This is a genomic window from Mesorhizobium sp. C120A (assembly GCF_030323105.1).
Taxonomy (GTDB): domain Bacteria; phylum Pseudomonadota; class Alphaproteobacteria; order Rhizobiales; family Rhizobiaceae; genus Mesorhizobium.
Genome location: NZ_CP100476.1, coordinates 3,247,915 through 3,267,213 on the forward strand (window position 1 = coordinate 3,247,915; position 19,299 = coordinate 3,267,213).

Annotated in this window: 20 protein-coding genes; 16 read left to right on the forward strand and 4 right to left on the reverse strand. The window is 62.8% G+C overall.

What is annotated here, in order from left to right; translation table 11 throughout:
• The first annotated feature begins 57 nt into the window (after positions 1-57).
• The 9 genes from NL532_RS15655 (at position 58) to NL532_RS15695 (ending at position 8,404) form a co-directional block, all read left to right on the forward strand.
• Positions 58-858 (forward strand): segregation and condensation protein A, encoded by an 801-nt coding sequence (locus NL532_RS15655; protein ID WP_023667690.1) that lies wholly within the window; start codon positions 58-60, stop codon positions 856-858.
• Positions 855-1,622 carry an SMC-Scp complex subunit ScpB gene (gene scpB, locus NL532_RS15660; RefSeq protein WP_023823016.1) on the forward strand — a complete coding sequence of 256 codons (768 nt, stop codon included), beginning with the start codon at positions 855-857 and terminating at the stop codon, positions 1,620-1,622. Before NL532_RS15655 ends, scpB begins: the two co-directional genes overlap by 4 nt.
• 180 nt (positions 1,623-1,802) lie before the next feature.
• Positions 1,803-2,024, forward strand: coding sequence for a twin-arginine translocase TatA/TatE family subunit (locus NL532_RS15665; protein WP_023681650.1), 222 nt, complete (start codon positions 1,803-1,805; stop codon positions 2,022-2,024).
• Between the two features lie 84 nt (positions 2,025-2,108).
• On the forward strand, positions 2,109-2,849 hold the full coding sequence (tatB, locus tag NL532_RS15670; RefSeq protein WP_023829906.1) for a Sec-independent protein translocase protein TatB: 741 nt from the start codon (positions 2,109-2,111) through the stop codon (positions 2,847-2,849).
• Positions 2,846-3,721: a twin-arginine translocase subunit TatC gene (gene tatC / locus NL532_RS15675; protein ID WP_023667686.1), complete on the forward strand. Its 876-nt coding sequence runs from the start codon at positions 2,846-2,848 to the stop codon at positions 3,719-3,721. The genes tatB and tatC overlap by 4 nt, the downstream gene beginning before the upstream one ends.
• Before the next feature lie 116 nt (positions 3,722-3,837).
• Complete coding sequence (serS, locus tag NL532_RS15680; RefSeq protein ID WP_023823014.1) at positions 3,838-5,142, forward strand: serine--tRNA ligase; 1,305 nt, start codon at positions 3,838-3,840, stop codon at positions 5,140-5,142.
• Entirely contained in the window at positions 5,142-5,903 is a 762-nt protein-coding gene (gene surE / locus NL532_RS15685) for a 5'/3'-nucleotidase SurE (protein ID WP_023823013.1), read from the forward strand. Before serS ends, surE begins: the two co-directional genes overlap by 1 nt.
• Positions 5,904-5,929: 26 nt before the next feature.
• Positions 5,930-6,583 carry a protein-L-isoaspartate(D-aspartate) O-methyltransferase gene (locus NL532_RS15690; protein WP_023823012.1) on the forward strand — a complete coding sequence of 218 codons (654 nt, stop codon included), beginning with the start codon at positions 5,930-5,932 and terminating at the stop codon, positions 6,581-6,583.
• 318 nt (positions 6,584-6,901) lie between these two features.
• On the forward strand, positions 6,902-8,404 hold the full coding sequence (locus tag NL532_RS15695; protein ID WP_023823011.1) for a peptidoglycan DD-metalloendopeptidase family protein: 1,503 nt from the start codon (positions 6,902-6,904) through the stop codon (positions 8,402-8,404).
• A gap of 112 nt (positions 8,405-8,516) precedes the next feature.
• Here NL532_RS15695 and NL532_RS15700 read toward each other — a convergent pair whose 3' ends face one another.
• Entirely contained in the window at positions 8,517-9,392 is an 876-nt protein-coding gene (locus NL532_RS15700) for an ATP-binding protein (RefSeq protein WP_023823010.1), read from the reverse strand.
• 271 nt (positions 9,393-9,663) lie between these two features.
• Between NL532_RS15700 and yajC the strand changes: the two genes are divergently transcribed.
• From yajC to NL532_RS15725, 5 genes are all read left to right on the forward strand, one after another.
• Positions 9,664-10,011 carry a preprotein translocase subunit YajC gene (gene yajC, locus NL532_RS15705; RefSeq protein WP_023667680.1) on the forward strand — a complete coding sequence of 116 codons (348 nt, stop codon included), beginning with the start codon at positions 9,664-9,666 and terminating at the stop codon, positions 10,009-10,011.
• Between the two features lie 54 nt (positions 10,012-10,065).
• Positions 10,066-11,061, forward strand: coding sequence for a SecDF P1 head subdomain-containing protein (locus NL532_RS15710; protein WP_023688225.1), 996 nt, complete (start codon positions 10,066-10,068; stop codon positions 11,059-11,061).
• 217 nt (positions 11,062-11,278) lie between these two features.
• Positions 11,279-13,831: a protein translocase subunit SecDF gene (gene secDF / locus NL532_RS15715; RefSeq protein WP_023829907.1), complete on the forward strand. Its 2,553-nt coding sequence runs from the start codon at positions 11,279-11,281 to the stop codon at positions 13,829-13,831.
• Positions 13,832-13,842: 11 nt separating this feature from the next.
• The gene (locus NL532_RS15720; protein ID WP_023667676.1) at positions 13,843-14,232 is read left to right on the forward strand and encodes an Mth938-like domain-containing protein; all 390 of its coding nucleotides are present in this window, start codon (positions 13,843-13,845) and stop codon (positions 14,230-14,232) included.
• Positions 14,233-14,257: 25 nt separating this feature from the next.
• Positions 14,258-15,076, forward strand: a complete 819-nt coding sequence (locus tag NL532_RS15725) for a phytoene/squalene synthase family protein (RefSeq protein WP_023739010.1) — start codon at positions 14,258-14,260, stop codon at positions 15,074-15,076.
• Positions 15,077-15,112: 36 nt separating this feature from the next.
• Here the strand turns inward: NL532_RS15725 and trmFO are convergent, their stop codons facing one another.
• From trmFO to NL532_RS15740, 3 genes are all read right to left on the reverse strand, one after another.
• Complete coding sequence (gene trmFO, locus NL532_RS15730; RefSeq protein ID WP_023818118.1) at positions 15,113-16,525, reverse strand: methylenetetrahydrofolate--tRNA-(uracil(54)-C(5))-methyltransferase (FADH(2)-oxidizing) TrmFO; 1,413 nt, start codon at positions 16,523-16,525, stop codon at positions 15,113-15,115.
• 491 nt (positions 16,526-17,016) lie between these two features.
• On the reverse strand, positions 17,017-17,160 hold the full coding sequence (locus NL532_RS15735) for a DUF1127 domain-containing protein (RefSeq protein ID WP_023667673.1): 144 nt from the start codon (positions 17,158-17,160) through the stop codon (positions 17,017-17,019).
• Positions 17,161-17,211: 51 nt separating this feature from the next.
• Positions 17,212-17,352: a DUF1127 domain-containing protein gene (locus NL532_RS15740; RefSeq protein WP_006335194.1), complete on the reverse strand. Its 141-nt coding sequence runs from the start codon at positions 17,350-17,352 to the stop codon at positions 17,212-17,214.
• Positions 17,353-17,587: 235 nt separating this feature from the next.
• Here NL532_RS15740 and NL532_RS15745 point away from each other — a divergent pair, with 235 nt between their 5' ends.
• On the forward strand, positions 17,588-18,700 hold the full coding sequence (locus NL532_RS15745; protein ID WP_023667672.1) for a DUF2157 domain-containing protein: 1,113 nt from the start codon (positions 17,588-17,590) through the stop codon (positions 18,698-18,700).
• Positions 18,697-19,278 carry a GDYXXLXY domain-containing protein gene (locus NL532_RS15750; protein WP_023697610.1) on the forward strand — a complete coding sequence of 194 codons (582 nt, stop codon included), beginning with the start codon at positions 18,697-18,699 and terminating at the stop codon, positions 19,276-19,278. Before NL532_RS15745 ends, NL532_RS15750 begins: the two co-directional genes overlap by 4 nt.
• The last annotated feature ends 21 nt before the right edge of the window (positions 19,279-19,299 follow it).

Here is a 19,299-nt window from a genome sequence, read left to right on the forward strand (position 1 = left end):
GAGGTAAAGGAACAAGTGGCGGAAACATTGGACAGCAAGGCTGCGAAGGCCGCACCGATGGACCGTCTGTGGGCCGAGAACGACGATTCACGGGTCACCGGCGACCCGTCGCTTGTCGTCGACGTCGCCGGGTTCGAAGGTCCGCTCGATCTCTTGCTGCATCTCGCCCGCAACCAAAAGGTCGATCTGTCGCGGATTTCCATCTTGGCGCTGGTCGAGCAGTATCTGACCTTCGTCGAGACGGCGAGGGCGCTAAGGCTTGAGCTTGCCGCCGACTACCTGGTGATGGCGGCGTGGCTGGCCTTCCTCAAGTCGAAGCTCCTCATCCCCAAGCAGCCCGGCGAAGAAGGCGAAAGCGGCGAGGAACTGGCCGCGGTGCTGCAGTTCCGGCTGAAGCGTCTGGAGGCCATGCGCGACGCCTCGGCAAGGCTGGTCAACCGCAACCGGCTCGGCCGCGACGTGTTTGCACGCGGCATGCCTGAGATGGTCATCGTCGAGAAGCGTAACGCCTATTCGGCCTCGCTCTACGATTTGCTCACCGCCTATGCGCAGCAGCGCCAGAAACAGGCGATCACCAATGTGACAATTGCCCGGCGTGGCGTGTGGTCGCTCAAGGATGCGCGCGATATCCTGACCCGGCTGATCGGCTCGCTGCGCGACTGGACGGCGCTGGACAGCTATCTGATCAATTACCTGACCAGCCCGGACGAACGGCGTACCGCGATTGCCAGCTCGTTTGCGGCGTCGCTGGAACTGGTGCGCGAAGGCAGCATCGAGATGCGACAGGACCAGGTGTTCGCGCCGCTCTATCTGCGCGGCCGCGCGCAACCAATCAAGGCAGTCGAGGTGGCATCATGAGCGAACGCGCCAACGCTTCGGTCATTCCGTTCAAGGTCGAAGAAGAGACCGAGGAGGGCATTATCGCCCAGGACCCGATTGATACCCTGCTTCTGAATCCTGGCGAACGGCTGCATATGGCCGAAGCCATACGCATGGCCGAGGCGATCGTGTTCGCCAGCGCCGAGCCGGTCAGCGAAAAGCAGCTCGCAGCCAGATTGCCCGATGGCATCAGCATTGCCGCTGCCATGGCTGAGCTGCAGCAGATCTATGCGCGGCGCGGCGTCAATCTGGTCCGGGTCGGCGATGCCTGGGCTTTCCGTACCGCCGGCGATCTCGCCTTCCTGATGAGCCGCGACACGGTGCAGCAGCGCAAGCTGTCGCGCGCGGCGCTCGAAGTGCTGGCGATCATCGCCTACCACCAGCCGGTGACGCGCGCCGAGATCGAGGACATCAGAGGCGTCGAGACCTCGAAGGGCACGCTGGATACGCTGCTCGAAACGGAATGGGTGCGCATGCGCGGCCGCCGCCGCACGCCCGGCCGTCCCGTCACCTACGGCACGACAGACACTTTCCTCGACCATTTCGCACTGGAGGATATCCGCGATCTTCCCGGCATGGACGAACTGAAGGGGGCAGGGCTGCTTTCCGGCCGAATGCCGTCGAATTTCGCCATCCCGTTGCCGCCGGCCGATCCGGACGCGCTGACCGAGGACGAGGATGCGTTGACCGACATCGATCTCGAGGAACTCGGCCTGCTGACGCCGCGCGTCACGGAAGATTGACCGCAAGCGGCTGTCAAAAAGCTGCATTGCTGCGGTAGATGCGCCGATTGGTAGCGGGCAGCTTTGCCGAAAATGCGTGACATAAGCCGCGCCTTCATAAACTTTGTCGCTGTTGTGTTTGAATCCCAACGCGAAAACGCATAGATCATCGCCAGGGAAAACATTCGAGAGAGAGTTACAATGGGTTCATTTTCGATTTGGCACTGGATGATCGTGCTGGTGATCGTGCTGCTGGTGTTCGGCCGCGGCAAGATACCCGAGCTGATGGGCGACATGGCCAAGGGCATCAAGAGCTTCAAGAAGGGCATGGCCGACGACGATACCGCCGAAGACAAGCGCACCGTCGAGCACCGCCCGGACGAGACCGTTTCGGCAGTGAAGGAAAAGGCCAGCAAGAGCTGAGCCGAAGGTTTGTTGCTTTTGCAAGTCGTTGCCCCAAACCGCTTCGCACTTTTGGGCGACAAGCACTAGTCGGAACTGATTGCCATGTTTGAAGTCGGCTGGACCGAAATGCTGGTGATCGCGATCGTCATGATCGTGGTCGTCGGACCCAAGGATTTGCCCAATATGCTGCGCACCTTCGGCCGCACGACGGCGAAGCTGCGTGCCATGGCCTCCGACTTCCAGAAGCAGTTCAACGAGGCGCTGAAGGAAGCCGAGCTCGACGACGTCAAGAAGTCGGTCGATACGCTGCGCGGCCTCAATCCGGCGGCCGAGATCCGCAAGCAGCTCAATCCGTTCGAACAGGCGGCAGCCGAGGTTCGCTCCGGCGTCGATGCGGTTATGAAGCCGAAGCCCGCCGTCGACCCCTCAACGCCGGCGGCAGAAACACCACAGGCGGCCGAGCCGCTCAAGAACGGCGCAACGGTGATGCCGGGTGTCAACGGACCGGAAACAGCGCCGGCGGCGCCGATCCTTCCGGCGATGACCGACGAGGCGGTGGTGACACCGGCTGCAGCAACGGCAGCGCCACGAAACGCGCGCGCCAAGGGGGCTGCGATATCAAAGGCCCCGGCAACCAAAACAACGGCAGCCAAGGCAGCACCGGCAAAGCCGGCGCCTGCGGCGAAGGTTGCGGCCAAGCCGTCAGCGGCGCCCGCCAAGGCTGCACCCGGAAAAGCCGCCACCAAGCCCGCTGCGGCACCGAAGGCAGTCGCAAAGGCTGAGCCGAAGCCTGCGCCGGCCACGAAGCCCGCGTCCAAGAAGACGGCGGGGGCCGCCAAGTGAGCATTACGGACAGCGAAAAGGACGAGATCGAGAAGTCGTCGGCTCCGCTGATGGAGCATCTGATCGAACTGCGCCGGCGGCTGATCTGGTCGATCGGCGGTTTCTTCGTCGCCTTCCTCGTCTGCTTCTTCTTTGCCAAGAAGCTGTTCAATCTTTTGGTCGTTCCGTTCAAGTGGGCCACGCAGTGGGCCGGGCTCGATCCGCACAAGGTCGAGCTGATCTATACGGCGCCGCAGGAATTCTTCTTCACCCAGGTCAAGCTCGCCATGTTCGGCGGCATGGTCATCGCCTTTCCGCTGATCGCCACGCAGATCTACAAATTCATCGCGCCAGGCCTCTACAAGAACGAACGCAACGCGTTCCTGCCGTTCCTTATCGCATCGCCGATCCTGTTCCTGATGGGAGCGTCGCTGGTCTATTTCTTCTTCACGCCGATGGTGATGTGGTTCTTCCTCGCCATGCAGCAGGCCGGCACCGACGACCAGGTGCAGATTTCGCTGCTGCCGAAAGTGTCGGAATATCTCAGCCTGATCATGACGCTGATCTTCTCCTTCGGCCTGGTGTTCCAGCTGCCGGTGGTGACCAGCCTGATGACGCGCGTCGGCATGCTGTCGTCGAAGGCGCTGGCCGAGAAGCGCAAATGGGCGATCGTCATCGCCTTCGTCGTCGCGGCGGTCCTGACGCCGCCTGATCCGATGAGCCAGATCGGTTTGGCCATCCCGACCATCCTGCTCTACGAGGTGTCGATCTGGGCGGCCCGGCTGATCGAGCGCGATCAGGTCAAGCAGAAGCTGGCGCGCGAGAAGCAGGAAGCCGCCGAAGCCGTGGCCGAAAAGGCGGCGGACGCGTCCTCAAAGCAGGCTCGTTCATAGGCTGTCGCGTTCGGGTATCCGCGTTAGCGGAAAAACGCGACAGCCGCTGACCCTCATCTTGCATCGATGAAGGATGCGGTTTACCCCCTCAGCCTTATTCTGAGGACGAACCAACCATGCTTGATATCAAATGGATTCGCGACAACCCGAAGGCCCTTGTCGAGGCGCTGGCCAAGCGCTCGTGGTCGGCTGACGAGGCGCAGTCCACGGCCGATGAGCTGATCAAGAAGGACGAAGCGCGGCGCGAGCACGTCACCGAGCTGCAGACCAAGCAGGAACGCCGCAACGCCGCCTCGAAGGAGATCGGCAACGCCATGCGTTCGGGCGACACGGCACTTGCCGAAAAGCTCAAGGCCGAAGTCGGCGATATCAAGACCTTCATCCAGAATGGCGAGGCGCGCGAGCGCGAGCTCGACAAGGCGCTGAACGATGCGCTGGCGGTGCTGCCGAATGTGCCGCTCGACGACGTGCCGGTCGGCAAGGACGAGCACGACAATGTCGTCAAGCATATCGTCGGCGAGGTGCCGACTCGGCCGAACTGGGTGAAGGAGCATTTCGAGATCGGCGAAGCGCTCGGCATGATGGATTTCGAGCGGGCGGCAAAGCTGTCGGGATCACGCTTCACCGTGCTGAAGAGCGGGCTGGCGCGGATGGAGCGCGCCATCGGCCAGTTCATGCTCGATCTGCACACGACCGAGCATGGCTATGAAGAAGTCATCCCGCCACTGATGGTGCGCGACGAAGTGCTTTTCGGGACCAACCAGCTGCCGAAATTCGAGGACGACCTGTTCTTCGTGCAGCATGGCGATGGCCGGCTCGGGTTGATTCCAACCGCCGAGGTCCCGCTCACCAACCTGGTGCGCGAAGAAATCACGGCCCATGAAAAGCTGCCGCTGCGCTATACGGCGCTGACGCCGTGTTTCCGCTCGGAAGCGGGCTCCGCCGGCCGCGACACGCGCGGCATGTTGCGCCAGCACCAGTTCTACAAGGTCGAGCTGGTCTCGGTCACCGACCAGGAGTCTTCGCTCGCCGAGCACGAGCGGATGACGCAGTGCGCGGAAGAGGTGCTGAAGCGACTGGAGCTGCCGTTCCGCACCATGGTCCTGTGCACGGGCGACATGGGGTTTGGCGCGCGCAAGACCTACGACATCGAGGTCTGGCTGCCGGGACAGAACGCCTATCGCGAAATCTCGTCCTGCTCGGTCTGCGGCGACTTCCAGGCCAGGCGCATGGATGCCCGCTACAAGGACCAGGATGGCAAGGGCAACCGCTTTGTGCACACGCTGAACGGTTCGGGCACCGCTGTCGGCCGTGCGCTGATTGCCGTCATCGAAAACTACCAGAATGAGGATGGCAGCGTAACCATTCCTGAAGTGCTGCGGCCTTATATGGGCGGTCTGGCGAAGATCGAATCGAAGTAATGCGCATCCTCCTGACCAATGATGACGGCATCCATGCCGAGGGCCTGGCGTCGCTCGAACGCATCGCCCGCACGCTGTCGGACGATGTCTGGGTCGTGGCGCCGGAGCAGGACCAGTCCGGCTACGCGCACTCGCTGTCGATCTCGGAGCCGCTCCGGCTGCGCAAGATCGGCGAGAAACACTACGCCGTGCGCGGCACGCCGACCGACTGCGTCATCATGGGCGTCAAGAAGATCCTGCCTGGCGCGCCGGACCTGATCCTGTCCGGTGTCAATTCCGGCGCCAACATCGCCGACGACGTCACCTATTCCGGCACCGTCGCCGGCGCCATGGAAGGCGCGCTGCTCGGCATCCGCTCGATCGCACTCAGCCAGGGTTATTCCTATGTCGGCGAGGACCGCGTCGTTCCCTATGAGACCACCGAGGCGCTGGCGCCGGCGTTGCTGAAAAAGCTCGTCGCCATGCCGCTGCCGGACGGCGTGCTGCTCAACGCCAACTTTCCCAACTGCCTGCCTGACGAGGTTGCCGGCACCGTCGTGACGTCGCAGGGCAAGCTGGTGCACAGCCTTTGGGTCGACGAGCGCCGCGACGGGCGCGGCCTGCCTTATTACTGGCTGCGCTTCGGCCGCGAGCCGGTCGAGGGCAAGCAAGGCACCGATCTCCATGCTCTGCACAACCGGCTCGTGTCTGTGACGCCGCTGCAGCTTGACCTCACCGCGCATGAAATCCGTGACCAACTGACCAAGGCGCTGTCTGAATAAGGTGTTCGCATGAAGAAGGTTCTGGCATGAACTTGCCGCTCGACGATCGCGAGGGTTTTGCCGCTTTCCTGCTGCGCCTGCGCGGCCAAGGCGCGGTGCCGAAGGCGCTGATCGCAGCCTTCGAGGCGACGCCGCGGCGCGGCTTCCTCAACGGCCAGTTCCATTCGATCGCCTGGTCGGACGGGATGCTGCCGATCGAGTGCGGCGAGGCGATCGAGGGCGCCGACCTGCAGGCGGCGGTGATTGCGGCCCTGGCAATAGAGCCCGGCAACCGGGTGCTCGAGATCGGCACCGGCTCGGGCTACACGGCAGCGGTGATGTCGCGGCTCGCGGCTCGCATCGTCAGCGTCGACCGCTACAGGACGCTGGCCGAGCAGGCCAGGCAACGCTTCGAGGCGCTCGGCATCGGCAATGTCATCGTGCGCCAGGCCGATGGTTCCAACGGCCTTGCCAACGAAGCGCCGTTCGACCGCATCGTAGCCTGGGCGGCTTTCGACAGCCTGCCGCGCTTCCTGCTCGACCAATTGTCGAGCGGCGGCATCGTCATTGCCCCGATCGGGCCGGAGGAGGGCGAGCAGGTGCTGGCCAAGCTGACCAAGGTCGGCAGCCGCTTCGAGCGCGAGGATATCGGCACCGTGCGCCTGCAGCCGATCCTGCGCAGCGTTGCGGCGGTTATTTAGGTGCACTGAAATCCAGGTGAGGCCGGCCTGCAAATGGCAGGTTCCTGCGCATCCGATGCTCACGTGTTTGAGTACGCTCCGCTCCGGCCTTCGCCGGCCGAAGCCGTCATAAATGCCTCCGCTCTATGAAGGCTACGGCCGGCGTAGGTTCTCAGAACCTGTCATTTTCGACTCGGGCCGATCTGAATCAACGCAGCTTCGGCGCATTCGAAAATGTTTTAAGAAAATTTGCGTCTGATTCTACGGGGTTAACCCGCCAGTAACATTAACGCGCTTTAATCATGACCAGTGTGTACCGGGTCTGTGCGGGTTAGTGCGATGCAATTCAGTGTTTTGAAGGCAAACGGGCGTACTCTGTCGCGGGGCTGCGCTGTCCTCATGCTAGCCGGAGTGGCGGCGGGGTGTAGCTCCCAAGTCTCGCGGTTCAATGGTGTCGACGACGTCTTCACCTCCTCGACCAACAATCAGCGCGCCATCATCGACAAGCAGAGCACCGCGCAGCCCTATCCGGGCGATGTGGCGGCCGAGCCGATCGCTGCGGCACCTGTCGATGGCAGCCATAACCAGTCGGTCAGCCGCTCCAGCCTGGAGCCAGTCACCGTCCAGCAGCAGCCGCCGCCGCCGAGCGCGCCCAAAGCTGCTCCGATGCGCACCGCTTCCGCGCCGGCGCTTGCACCGGCACCGCATGTCGACAGAACGACCACCGGCACCGTCCAGCCGGCGAGGCCGTTCAAGAATGCCGGTGACTCCGATCCGAAACCAGTTGCGGCTGGTACGCCGCATGCGACCGAGATCGTGGTCAGCGACGGCGAGACCATTTCCGGCATCGCTCATCGCTATCATGTGCCGGCCGACGTGATCATGAAGGTCAACGGCTTGAGCGCCACCAAGGGGCTGAAGACCGGTCAGAAACTGGTCATCCCGGCCTATGCCTATTCAAGCAAGGGGACGGAGCCGAAACTTGCCGACGGCAAGCCGTCAAACAGCCCCAAGGCGCCGGCGCCGGAGAAGGTCGCCGTACTGCCGCAGCAACCGAAACTCAAGGACGGCAAGTCCGCCGCGCAGGTTGACGCTTCGGCAGCGAACAAGCCGAAGACCGACAAGCCGGCGCAGACTGCCTCGGCCGCGCCAAAGGCCGGCGCGGGCACCTACACGGTCCAGTCGGGCGACACCATGTCCTCCATCGCCAGGAAGACCGGCGTCGGCGTCGTGGCGCTGAAGCAGGCGAACGGCATGCAGGACGGCCTGCTCAAGATCGGCCAGACGCTGAAGGTTCCGGCAGGTGGCACCGCAACGGTCGCCAGCGCCAAGCCGGCCAAAGTTGATCCGGTGACGACCGCGACCACCCAACCGGCGGCAAAGCCGACGGAGACACTCGCCACCTACACGCCGCCGAAGAAGGACGCCAAGGTTATCCAGCAGGCCGAGGACGACGATGCTGTTGCGCCCGATGCCACCGGCATCGGCAAGATGCGTTGGCCGGTGCGTGGCCGCGTCATCTCCAATTTTGGTGGCGGCAAGGATGGTGTCGACATCGCCGTGCCTGAGGGGACGCCGGTCAAGGCGGCCGAGAACGGCGTGGTCATCTATGCCGGCGACGGCCTCAAGGAATTCGGCAATACGGTGCTGGTGCGCCACGAAAACGGGCTGGTCACCGTCTATGGCCACGCCAGGTCGATCGAGGTGCAGCGCGGCCAGAAGGTCAAGCGCGGCCAGGAAATCGCGCTGTCGGGCATGAGCGGCACCACCGACTCGCCGAAACTGCACTTCGAAGTGCGCAAGAACTCGGCACCGGTCGACCCCTCTGGCTATCTCGAATAGTCGGGCGAATAGAACAATAAACGTTTTGCAGGCCGTCTGACCTCCAGTCCGGCCCGCCGGCTCAGCCCGCTCCGCAAGGGGCGGGCTTTTTCAGTGACCTGACGGAAATCAATCAGTCGTTCAGCGGCTTGCCGAGCCGGCCGGCCAAATCCTGGGTGAATTGCCAGGCGACGCGACCCGAGCGGCTGCCGCGTGTCGTTGCCCATTCCAGGGCGTCGGCGCGCAGCCGCTCCGGGTCGATGGTAAGCCCGTGATGGCTGGCATAGCTGTTGACCATGTCGAGATATTCGTCCTGCGAACATTTGTGGAAGCCGAGCCACAGGCCGAAACGGTCGGACAGCGAAACCTTTTCCTCGACCGCCTCGGACGGGTTGATGGCGGTCGAGCGCTCATTGTCGATCATGTCGCGCGGCAACAGGTGCCGGCGGTTCGACGTGGCGTAGAAGATGACATTGGCCGGGCGGCCCTCGACGCCGCCTTCAAGGGCTGCCTTCAGCGACTTGTAGGAGGTGTCGTCATGGTCGAAGGAGAGGTCGTCGCAAAACAGGATGAAGCGAAACGGCGCCGCCTTCAGCAGGCCCATCAGCCTGGGCAGCGTGTCGATATCCTCGCGATGGATCTCGATCAGCTTGAGCGGCAGGTCGGATTTGGCCTGGGCGTTGATCTGCGCATGCACGGCCTTGACCAGCGAGGATTTGCCCATGCCGCGCGCACCCCACAACAACACATTGTTGGCGGCATGGCCGGCGGCGAAACGTTCCGTGTTTTCGACCAGAATGTCGCGCACGCGGTCGACGCCGCGGATCAGGCCGATGTCGACGCGGTTGACCTTGCGCACCGGCTCGAGATAGCCGGGGTCGGCCTGCCAGACGAAGCAATCGGCAACCGCAAGATCGGTTTGCGGCACCGGCGGCGGGGCGAGGCGGGTGACCGCCTCGATCAGGCGGTCGAGCTTTTGGTTCAGGGCCTCGATGGTGCTGTCGGTCATGTCTCGTCTTTTATGTTTCCGCACGAACGTGCGTAGGGGCCGAAATCGTCTTGATCCGGGCGAGATAGAAACTGGTTCCAAGCTTTTGTTTGGGCATGATCTTTTGCGAAAACCACGCTCGTATTCCGGGAGCATGCTCTAACACGGGTCAACCGGCCGGAAAAGCAGCTGAAAGCCCGGCCGCGCAGTTGCATTGGTAACTTTACCCACTATATTCCGGCCAAATTTGGCGAGGCCGCCCTACGGCCTTCTTCGTAACCAGGAGTTCTTGATGTTCGTCACACCGGCATACGCCCAAGCTACCGGAACTCCGCTTGGTCCGTTCGGGGATATCGGCATGATACTCCCGTTCGTTCTGATCTTCGTGATCATGTATTTCCTCATCATCCGGCCGCAGCGCGCCCAGTTGAAGAAGCGCCAGGAGATGATCTCGGCCGTGCGCCGTGGCGACACGGTCATCACCGGCGGCGGCTTCGTCGGCAAGGTGACCAAGGTGATCGACGACAATGAGCTTGAGATCGACCTTGGCGGCGGCACCAAGGTGACGGCGCTGCGCTCGACGATCGCCGATGTTCGGGTCAAGGGCGAGCCGGTGGCCAACCAGAACGCCAAGAAGTAAGCCAGTTTCCCAAGCGGAGCGATCCGCGGGCAGAGCTCTGACAAAAGACGGCGTATGGTCCATTTTTCGCGCCTGAAAATGATCCTGATCTGGCTTGCTATGGCCACAATGCTCGTCGACGCGCCCAGTCTTCACGCTGCCGGCGCGGACGTGCTGCTTCGATTGGACGCGACCGATGTGATCGATCGCCGGTTGGAGGCGACGCGTGACGAAATCAGGACGCTGCTGCGCGATGCAAGGATCGGCTATACTGGTCTTGCTAAGTCGGGTCGGGCCGTTCAGGTGCATATCACCGACGCCGCTCAGGTCGGCGCGGCCAAGATGGCATTGGAGGCGGTGACTGATCCTGTCCTTGGCAGCGCTGGTCCGGTCCAGGAAGTGATCCTGGATGATACCGGAGCAGCGTTGCTCAAGTTCACGGTAACAGACACAGGTATCAAGTATCGGATGTCGATCGCGCTTGCGCAGTCGATCGTGGTCATTAAGAATCGCCTGCGTGATCTTGGTGTAGCCGACCCAGTAGTGCGGCCAGAGGGCGAAGACGGTATGCTGGTCCGGACCTCGGGCGTTGCGGATTTGCAAAGGCTGAGGAGAATTCTCACCCGAACCGGAATGCTGACTTTTCAGTGGGTTGATGAGTCGATGCCGGTCGCTGATGCGATCAATGGCCGGACGCCCGCTGGCTCGGTGGTGGTTTATTCGAAGGACGATCCACCGGTTCCCTATCTGGTTGAGAGCCGAACGATCGTTTCCAGTGACGACATTGTCAATGCTCAGGCGACTCCCAACTCCGTCACAAATGAGCCGGCGGTTTCGTTCACCTTCGATTCCAGGGCAACGGCACGCGTTGCGCAGGCGACCTCGCAGAATGTCGGCAAGCTATTTGCGATGATCCTCGACAACCAAGTGCTTTCGGTGCCAGTCGTCCGCGAGCCAATTCTTAACGGCCGCGGCCAGATATCGGGCAACCTTACAAAGGAGAACGCCGATGATCTGGCCTTGCTTTTGCGTTCCGGACCGATGCCTGCACAATTGAAAATAGTCGAGTAGCGCACGATAGCGCCCGGCGGTGATCAGAATTAGAATGGAACCGACAGAGGCGATTGACGCCGAAACCGCTGCCGGCGGCAGCGCCAAATTGACCTCAGCGCGCTCGACAATCGGCGAAGTGCGGGTTAAGGGCGAGCCGGTGGCAAATAAGAACGCCAAGAAATAACCGAATTGTCGGCGGAACGATCCGCCAGTACGCCCTGACGGACAACGCCATATGCTGTATTTTTCGCGCCTGAAGATGATCCTGATCTGGATCGCCGTGGCCGTCACATTCATCCTTGCCGCGCCAAATCTCTTCCCGGCCAGCACATTGGCGCAATTGCCCAACTGGGTGCCGAAGCGGCAGATGACGCTTGGTCTCGATCTGCAGGGCGGTTCGCACATCCTCTTGCAGATGGACCAGAACGACCTGGTCAAGGCGCAGCTGGAAACGACGCGCGACGAGATCCGCACGCTGCTGCGCGATGCCAAGGTGGGCTATACCGGCCTTGGCGGCACCGGCAGGACCGTACTAGTGCGCATCACCGATCCAACCCAGATCGATGCCGCCAAGGCGGCGCTTAAGCCGCTGACCGATCCGGTCGCCGCCGGCCTGTTCACCGGTGGCTCCATCCAGGAAATGTCCCTGGATGATTCCGAAGCCGGGCTGCTCAAATTCACCGTCACCGACGCCGGCATCAAATACCGCACCTCAGCCGCATTGGCGCAGTCGATCGAAGTCGTCGAGCGTCGCGTCAACGAACTCGGCACCACCGAGCCGATCGTGCAGCGGCAGGGCGACGACCGTGTGCTCGTCCAGGTGCCGGGCCTGCAGGATCCGCAAAGGCTGAAGGAGATCATCGGCCAGACCGCCAAGATGACCTTCCAGATGGTCGATACCTCGATGTCGGTGCAGGATGCGCTGAACGGCCGCCCGCCGGCAGGCTCCTCGGTGCTTTATTCGCAGGACGATCCGCCGGTTCCGTATCTGGTGGAAAATCGCGTCATCGTGTCCGGCGAGGATCTTGCCAAGGCCACCGCAACTTATGATTCCCGAAACAACGAGCCAGTGGTTTCGTTCGTCTTCAACTCGCGCGGTGCGACACGGTTCGGCCAGGCGACGCAGCAGAATGTCGGCAAGCCGTTCGCCATCATCCTCGACAATCAGGTGATTTCGGCGCCGGTGATCCGCGAACCGATCCTCGGCGGCAGCGGCCAGATTTCAGGCAATTTCACCGCCGAAAGCGCCAACGACCTCGCCGTGCTGCTGCGCGCCGGTGCGTTGCCGGCAAAGCTGACCGTGATCGAAGAACGCACGGTGGGCCCGGGCCTCGGCCAGGATTCGATCCATGCCGGCAAGGTCGCCGGCATCATCGGCTCCATTCTCGTCGTCGCCTTCATGTTCGTCGCGTACGGACTTCTCGGCTTCCTCGCCAACATTGCGCTCGCCGTGCACGTGGCGATGATCGTCGGGGTTTTGTCGCTGCTTGGCGCGACGCTGACCTTGCCCGGCATTGCCGGTATCGTGCTGACCATCGGCATGGCGGTCGATTCCAACGTGCTGATCTATGAGCGCATCCGCGAGGAGCGACGGGCCGGCCGTTCGGTCATCCAGTCGATCGACACCGGCTTCACCAAGGCGTTGGCGACCATCGTGGATTCCAACGTGACGTCGCTGATTGCCACGGTCGTGCTGTTCTATCTCGGCACCGGACCGGTGAAGGGCTTCGCCATCACCTATGCCATCGGCATCCTGACCACGGTGTTCACCGCCTTCACCTTCACCCGTCTGCTGGTGTCGATCTGGCTGCGCCGCGCGCGTCCGAAGGAATTGCCGCGTGCGCCGGTGACCTTCGTTCCGGCCGGCACGAAAATCCCGTTCATGGGCATCCGCCGCTGGACCTTCGCACTGTCCAGCCTGCTGTCTGTCCTCTCGGTCGTGCTGTTCATGACCGTCGACATCAATTACGGCATCGACTTCAAGGGCGGCTCGATCATCGAGGTGCAGTCCAAGCAAGGCGACGCCGATATTGGCGATATCAGAAGCCGGCTGTCGGAGCTAAACATCGGTGAAGTGCAGGTCCAGCAATTCGGCGCGCCGAACGACGTGCTGATCCGCGTCGGCACCCAGGATGGCGGCGAGAACGCCGAGCAGACCGTCATCGACAAGGTGCGCGGCGAGCTCCAGGACAATTACGATTTTCGCCGCGTCGAGGTGGTGGGTCCCACCGTTTCGGGCGAGTTGGCCAAGCAAGGCACGATCGCCATGATCATCGCGCTGATCGGCATCCTGGTCTATGTCTGGTTCCGCTTCGAATGGCAGTTCGCGGTCGGCGCGATCGTGGCGACGGTGCACGATGTGGTGATGACGCTGGGCTTCTTCGTCATCACCGGGCTCGAATTCAACCAGTCTTCGCTGGCTGCGATCCTGACCATTATCGGCTATTCGCTCAACGACACGATCGTCGTCTATGACCGTGTTCGAGAAGATTTGCGAAAATACAAACGAATGCCGCTGCCGCAATTGTTGAACAACGCCATCAACGAGACGCTTTCGAGAACGACGCTGACTTCGGTGACGACCATCCTGGCGCTGCTGGCGCTGGTGTTGTTCGGCGGCGAGGTGATCCGCTCGTTCACCATGGCGATGCTGTTCGGCGTCGTCTTCGGCACCTATTCGTCGATCTTCATCGCAGCGCCCTTGCTGATCCTGTTCAGGCTCAGGCCGCAGGGAGCGAGCGCCGATGAGGAGAAGCCGGTTGGTGGCGGCAAGGCCATGGCGACCTGACGGCTGCGCTGGTGGCAAAAGGCATCGTCATACGCGAGGCGCATTTCCCCGGACGGGCGCCGATCGAAGCCTACGGCAATGGCGGCTTCCGCTTCGCCGACATGTCGCATCGCGGCTCGCTTCTTTGCCTGCCCTCCGGCATCCATGGCTGGGAGCCGGCCGATCCGCTGGCCCTGACGGCGGCGGACTTTGACCTGCTGCTGGCCGAGGCCGACAAGGTCGAGATCCTGCTGGTCGGCACAGGCAAGGATTTGCGGCCCTTGCCGGCAGCACTTCGGGCGGCGCTGAAGGCGGCTGGCATTGGCTCCGACCCGATGTCGACGGGGGCAGCGGTGCGGACCTACAATGTGCTGCTTGCCGAAGACCGCGCCGTGGCCGCGGCGCTCATCGCCGTCGACTGACGTGACCGATACAGCTGACATCGTCATGGAGGCGGTGCGCGCCGGCGACCATGACCGCTATGTCAGCGCACTCTATGCACCGGCCGACAAGCGCGCGGCGCTGTTTTCGCTTTACGCCTTCAATGCCGAGATCGCGTCTGTCCGCGACCGCATCCACGAGGCATTGCCGGGCGAAGTGAGGCTGCAATGGTGGCGCGATGTCATCGCTGCTGAAGCCGCAGCCACAGGCAACCCGCTCGCCGATGCGCTGAAGGCGACGATTTCTGCCCATGGCCTGCCCAAAACTGCCTTCGACAACATGCTCGAGGCCCGCATCTTCGACCTCTATGACGATCCGATGCCGTCGCGCACCGATCTCGAGGGCTATTGCGGCGAGACGGCGGCCGCGCTGATCCAGCTGGCGGCGATGGTGCTCGATCCCAATCAGGCGCCGCGCTTTGCCGAACTGGCGGGCAGGGCCGGCTGCGCCCAGGCGATGACCGGCCTGTTGCTGCTGTTGCCGCTGCATCGCCGACGCGGGCAATGCTTCGTGCCGGCGGATATCCTTGCAGCGGCCGGCTCGTCGCCGGAGGAGTTCGTAAGCGGCGACGGCGGCCCCGGCGCTCAGCGCGCGGTGGCTGCGATGATTGCATTGGCGCAGGAGCATCTCCGCGCTTTCGAGCAAGGGGCGTCCGCACTTCCGGAAACGCTGCGTCCGGCGTTCCTGCCGCTGGCGCTGACCAGCGCCTATCTCGGCAAGATGGCCAATGGCCGCTCGCCGCTTGGTGGCGCAGCCCGGCTTTCGGCTCTGCGCCGGCATTGGCTGTTGCTCAGGCGCGCAACGCGGGGTTGGCCAGCGAGTTGACGTAAACGTCAATCGCGTTAGGACTCTGAGACTTGGCTATTCAGCAGCTTCCGATGTTTGCGCCGGCAGCCCTAGCCACTCCCGACAATCTGCCCGCGCGCGTGAGGTGATCGCGTGGCGCTTGGCCACCGTCTTGTCCTTGCCGCGCAGGCGTTTGCCTTCGGTCTTCGGTGCTTCCACCGGCGGGAACAGGCCGAAATTGACGTTCATCGGCTGGAACGAGCGTTTGCCCGGCTCGTCGTCGGAAACGATGTGGCCGCCGGTGATGTGGTTGAGCAAGGCGCCGAAGGCGGTGGTGAGCGGTGGCAGCGATGGCGCGTGGCCGAGCCGCTCGGCGGCGGCGAAGCGGCCGGCGAGCAGGCCGATCGCCGCGCTCTCGACATAGCCCTCGCAGCCGGTGATCTGGCCGGCAAAGCGCAGGCCCGGCCGCGACTTCAGCTGCAGCGAGGCGTCGAGCAAGGTCGGCGAATTGATGTAGGTGTTGCGGTGCAGGCCGCCGAGACGGGCGAACTCGGCGTTTTCCAGGCCCGGAATGGTGCGGAAGACGCGCACCTGCTCGGCATGCTTCAGCTTGGTCTGGAAACCGACCATGTTGTAGAGCGTTCCCAGCGCATTGTCCTGGCGCAGCTGCACCACGGCATAGGCTTTTACCGTCGGATTGTGGGCATTGGTCAGCCCCATCGGCTTCATCGGCCCGTAGCGCAGCGTCTCGACGCCGCGCTCGGCCATGATTTCGATCGGCAGGCAGCCGTCGAAATAGGGCGTGCCTTCCCACTGCTTGAATTCGGTCTTCTGGCCGTCGACCAGCGCCTGTACGAAGGCGAGATACTGGTCCTTGTCCATCGGGCAATTGATGTAGTCCTTGCCGGTGCCGCCGGGCCCAACCTTGTCGTAGCGCGACTGGAACCAGCAGGTGTCCATGTCGATCGTGTCGAAATGGATGATCGGGGCGATGGCGTCGAAGAAGGCCAGCGCGTCGGCGCCGGTTGCCTCGGCGATCGACTGGGCGAGCGACGGCGCGGTCAACGGGCCGGTGGCGATGATCGCCTGGTCCCATTCCGCCGGCGGCAAGCCCGGCACTTCCTCCCGCTCGATGGTGATCAGCGGGTGCGTTTCGAGCCTTTTCGTCACCGCGTCGGAGAAGCCGTCGCGATCGACGGCCAGCGCGCCGCCGGCCGGCACCTGATTGGCGTCGCCGGCGCTCATGATCAGCGAGCCGGCCAGTCGCATTTCGGCATGCAGCAGGCCGACGGCATTGTTCTCGGCATCGTCGGAGCGGAAGGAATTGGAACAGACGAGTTCGGCCAGCCCATCGGTCTTGTGCGCATCGGTGCCGCGCACTGGGCGCATCTCATGCAAAATGACGGGAACGCCGGCTTGTGCTGCCTGCCATGCGGCTTCGGAGCCGGCGAGGCCGCCGCCGACGATGTGGATAGGATTTTTGCTCATGAGCGCCGGAATAATCGCTTGGCGCGCCGTTTGCAATTGGCCGGTGCGAGCGTGGGTCATTGTCGTGCAACGACGGAGCTCGACTTTCTTATGTCCGCGGCGACGCTCTGATGGCGGCGTAAAGCGCCTCGATCGACTGCATGCGCAATTGAAAAGCCTGCCCAAAAACAACAACACCCGCCGCGGGAGGAGGTGCGGCGGGTGTCGTTTTTGGGGCCGATCCTCGGGAGGAGGTGGGGATCGGCCGTATTCGTCATCGCCGGGGAGGAGGTCGGCTTTGACGAAATTCTTTTCGCCGGATCGAGGGAGGCGAAATCCCTGGAAGGCGAACTGCGTTCACTTTGGAGACGAACTGCGTTCGGTTTGGAAACAGCGCCCGCCGCGGGAGGAGGTGCGGCGGGCGCCGTTTTGGTGGTCAACCCTCGGGAGGAGGTGAAGGCTGACCGTATCCGTCAGGGTCGGGGAGGAGGTCGACCCTGGCGAAATTCTGGTTAGATCGTCGCCCTGCGGGCGATGATCTTGATCTCGTCGCGGACGATGCCGAGATCATGGAGCTGACGGTTCGAAAGGCGACCCAGCTCGGTAACGGTGTCGCGGTAAACGCGCCAGTTACGATAGTTGCGGATCAGGTTCATTGTCGTTCTCTTTTTCAAAACTGGTTCGGACCATTTGCGATCCGAAGAGGATTAGACCGCCTTGCGGGCGACGTAGTGGATGTCGCTGCGGCTGATGCCGAGGTCGGTCAGTTCACGGTTCGACAGGCGGCTCAGCTCGGAGACGGTGTCCCGGTAGCGGCGCCAGTTGCGGTAGTTGCGGATCAGGTTCATGGTAGTGCTCGTTTCGTCTTTCTTCGGATCATTCCGTTTGTGTACGAACAGTAAATAGGCTGGGTTATATCGATTTAAAAGTGCTGTTGGCGCATGGCAGCAATGCAAATTGTGCAATGCAACATTAACGCGCGTTCACGGCTTCGTCATGAAGAAACCCGAATCGGAAAATGACGTTGCGTCAACGATTTGAGCGGATCGGCTGTCAGAAAGACCAAGCTGGGGGAGAAGCGGCATGGCGAGTTATTCGTCACGGGCGAGGGCCGATATCGGGCGGTGGCTGCAGGCTGGCCTGATCGACGCGAAGACGGCCGATGCGCTTAAGCGCGACATCGACGCAAACGAGCGCAAATCGCTGAGCTTCGGCACTATATTGGCCATGATGGCAGCGCTGCTGTTCGGCGCCGCGATCCTGCTCTTCGTCGCCGCCAACTGGGACGCGATCCCGCGGCTGGTGCGGGTCGCGGCGCTGTTTGCCGTCATTCTCGCCGGCTATGTCGGCGGCGCGGTGTTGAAGATGCGCGACCATGCGGCGATCGGCGAGGCGCTGTGGATCGTGGCCGCCGCGGCCTTCGGCGGATCGATCGCGCTGATCGGCCAGATGTACCATCTCACGGGTGACGAAGCCTCGGCCATCGTCACCTGGGGCATCGGCACGGCATTAGCCGCGGTGGCGTTGCGCTCGAACCCGCTGACGGTCGCTGCCGTCGGCATATCCGTTGCCTGGCTGTTCGTGCGCGCGTTCGACTTTTATGACCGCCCCGTATTTCCGGATTTCTTCGTTATCATGGCGCCGGTGCTTTTTGTCGTCTCGTTGTGGACGCGCAGCCAGCCGGCACGCCACCTGATCATTCTCTCGGTCATTTTCTATATCGCGGTGCGCGGCCTGGACCAGAACACGCTCGCCCTGGCTATTCCTCTCGTCGTGGTGTCGGCGCTGCTGTTTGCGGTTTCGATCTTCGCCGCTGGGCCGGCCGACCGGATCTTGCAGCTCGGCGGGCGGTTGCCTTTGCACGCCTTGATCGGCTTTCTCACCGGGCTGGCGATGATGCAGATCGAACTGGGCGATGACAACGCCTTCAGCAACGGCTTTGCCATTGCGTCGGTCATCGCACTGGCCGGCATTGCCGCGGCGATCATGCTGGGCGGGCGCGAGAGCAGGGGGCTGCGCTGGGTTGCCTATGCCGGCTTTGCCTTCGAGCTCGCCATTATCTATGTCGTGACCTTGCAGACGATGCTCGGCACGGCCGGCTTCTTCCTGGCTGCCGCAGTGCTGTTCGGCATCCTGGCTCTCGTCATCATCCGTGTGGAAAAACGCATGAAGGCCCCGGAAGGAGCGGCAGCATGATGTCGGGAAAGAAACTTGTCATCTCGGCGCTGGTCCTGGCGCTCGTCCAGATCGGCTTCCTGAGCTGGATCATCGCCGGCCGCGCGGCGATCCTGCGCAACGGCAAGGAGGTCTTGCTGAAAGTCGAGCCGGTCGATCCGCGCGATCTGCTGCGCGGCGACTATATTATCCTCGGCTATGAAATATCGCGCTTGCCGGTGAAGCTGATCGCCAACATCCCGGCCGGCCAGCTCGTGAGCGAGAACACGCCGATCGTGGTCCGGCTGAAGCCGGGTGCCGACGGCTATTGGCATGCGACCACGGCCTGGTTCGGCAAGGCTCCGACGCCGGCGACCGCCGACGAAGCCGATATTGTCGGCCAGGTCGCGCCGGGCTGGACGCTTGATCCTGAATCCACGATCGCACCGCAATACGGCATCGACCGCTTCTACCTACCTGAGGGCCAGGGCATGGCGATCCAGAACGACATGCGGGTGCGGCCATTCGGCGTGCGCATCGCGCTCGCCGCCAGTGGCCAGGCACAGATCAAGGCGCTGATGGACGGCGACAAGACATTGTTTGAGGAACCGCTCTACTAGAAGACATTACCCAGGGCATGG

What these genes read in the sequence shown, in the direction of transcription:
- NL532_RS15700 (WP_023823010.1), bottom strand. Translation starts at nt 9,392, where the DNA reads ATGACCGACAGCACCATCGAGGCCCTGAACCAAAAGCTCGACCGCCTG.
- serS (WP_023823014.1), top strand. Translation starts at nt 3,838, where the DNA reads ATGCTTGATATCAAATGGATTCGCGACAACCCGAAGGCCCTTGTCGAG.
- surE (WP_023823013.1), top strand. Translation starts at nt 5,142, where the DNA reads ATGCGCATCCTCCTGACCAATGATGACGGCATCCATGCCGAGGGCCTG.
- secDF (WP_023829907.1), top strand. Translation starts at nt 11,279, where the DNA reads ATGCTGTATTTTTCGCGCCTGAAGATGATCCTGATCTGGATCGCCGTG.
- NL532_RS15695 (WP_023823011.1), top strand. Translation starts at nt 6,902, where the DNA reads ATGCAATTCAGTGTTTTGAAGGCAAACGGGCGTACTCTGTCGCGGGGC.
- NL532_RS15725 (WP_023739010.1), top strand. Translation starts at nt 14,258, where the DNA reads ATGGAGGCGGTGCGCGCCGGCGACCATGACCGCTATGTCAGCGCACTC.
- tatB (WP_023829906.1), top strand. Translation starts at nt 2,109, where the DNA reads ATGTTTGAAGTCGGCTGGACCGAAATGCTGGTGATCGCGATCGTCATG.
- NL532_RS15690 (WP_023823012.1), top strand. Translation starts at nt 5,930, where the DNA reads ATGAACTTGCCGCTCGACGATCGCGAGGGTTTTGCCGCTTTCCTGCTG.
- NL532_RS15710 (WP_023688225.1), top strand. Translation starts at nt 10,066, where the DNA reads ATGGTCCATTTTTCGCGCCTGAAAATGATCCTGATCTGGCTTGCTATG.
- NL532_RS15655 (WP_023667690.1), top strand. Translation starts at nt 58, where the DNA reads ATGGACCGTCTGTGGGCCGAGAACGACGATTCACGGGTCACCGGCGAC.
- NL532_RS15750 (WP_023697610.1), top strand. Translation starts at nt 18,697, where the DNA reads ATGATGTCGGGAAAGAAACTTGTCATCTCGGCGCTGGTCCTGGCGCTC.
- scpB (WP_023823016.1), top strand. Translation starts at nt 855, where the DNA reads ATGAGCGAACGCGCCAACGCTTCGGTCATTCCGTTCAAGGTCGAAGAA.
- NL532_RS15745 (WP_023667672.1), top strand. Translation starts at nt 17,588, where the DNA reads ATGGCGAGTTATTCGTCACGGGCGAGGGCCGATATCGGGCGGTGGCTG.
- NL532_RS15740 (WP_006335194.1), bottom strand. Translation starts at nt 17,352, where the DNA reads ATGAACCTGATCCGCAACTACCGCAACTGGCGCCGCTACCGGGACACC.
- NL532_RS15735 (WP_023667673.1), bottom strand. Translation starts at nt 17,160, where the DNA reads ATGAACCTGATCCGCAACTATCGTAACTGGCGCGTTTACCGCGACACC.
- NL532_RS15665 (WP_023681650.1), top strand. Translation starts at nt 1,803, where the DNA reads ATGGGTTCATTTTCGATTTGGCACTGGATGATCGTGCTGGTGATCGTG.
- yajC (WP_023667680.1), top strand. Translation starts at nt 9,664, where the DNA reads ATGTTCGTCACACCGGCATACGCCCAAGCTACCGGAACTCCGCTTGGT.
- trmFO (WP_023818118.1), bottom strand. Translation starts at nt 16,525, where the DNA reads ATGAGCAAAAATCCTATCCACATCGTCGGCGGCGGCCTCGCCGGCTCC.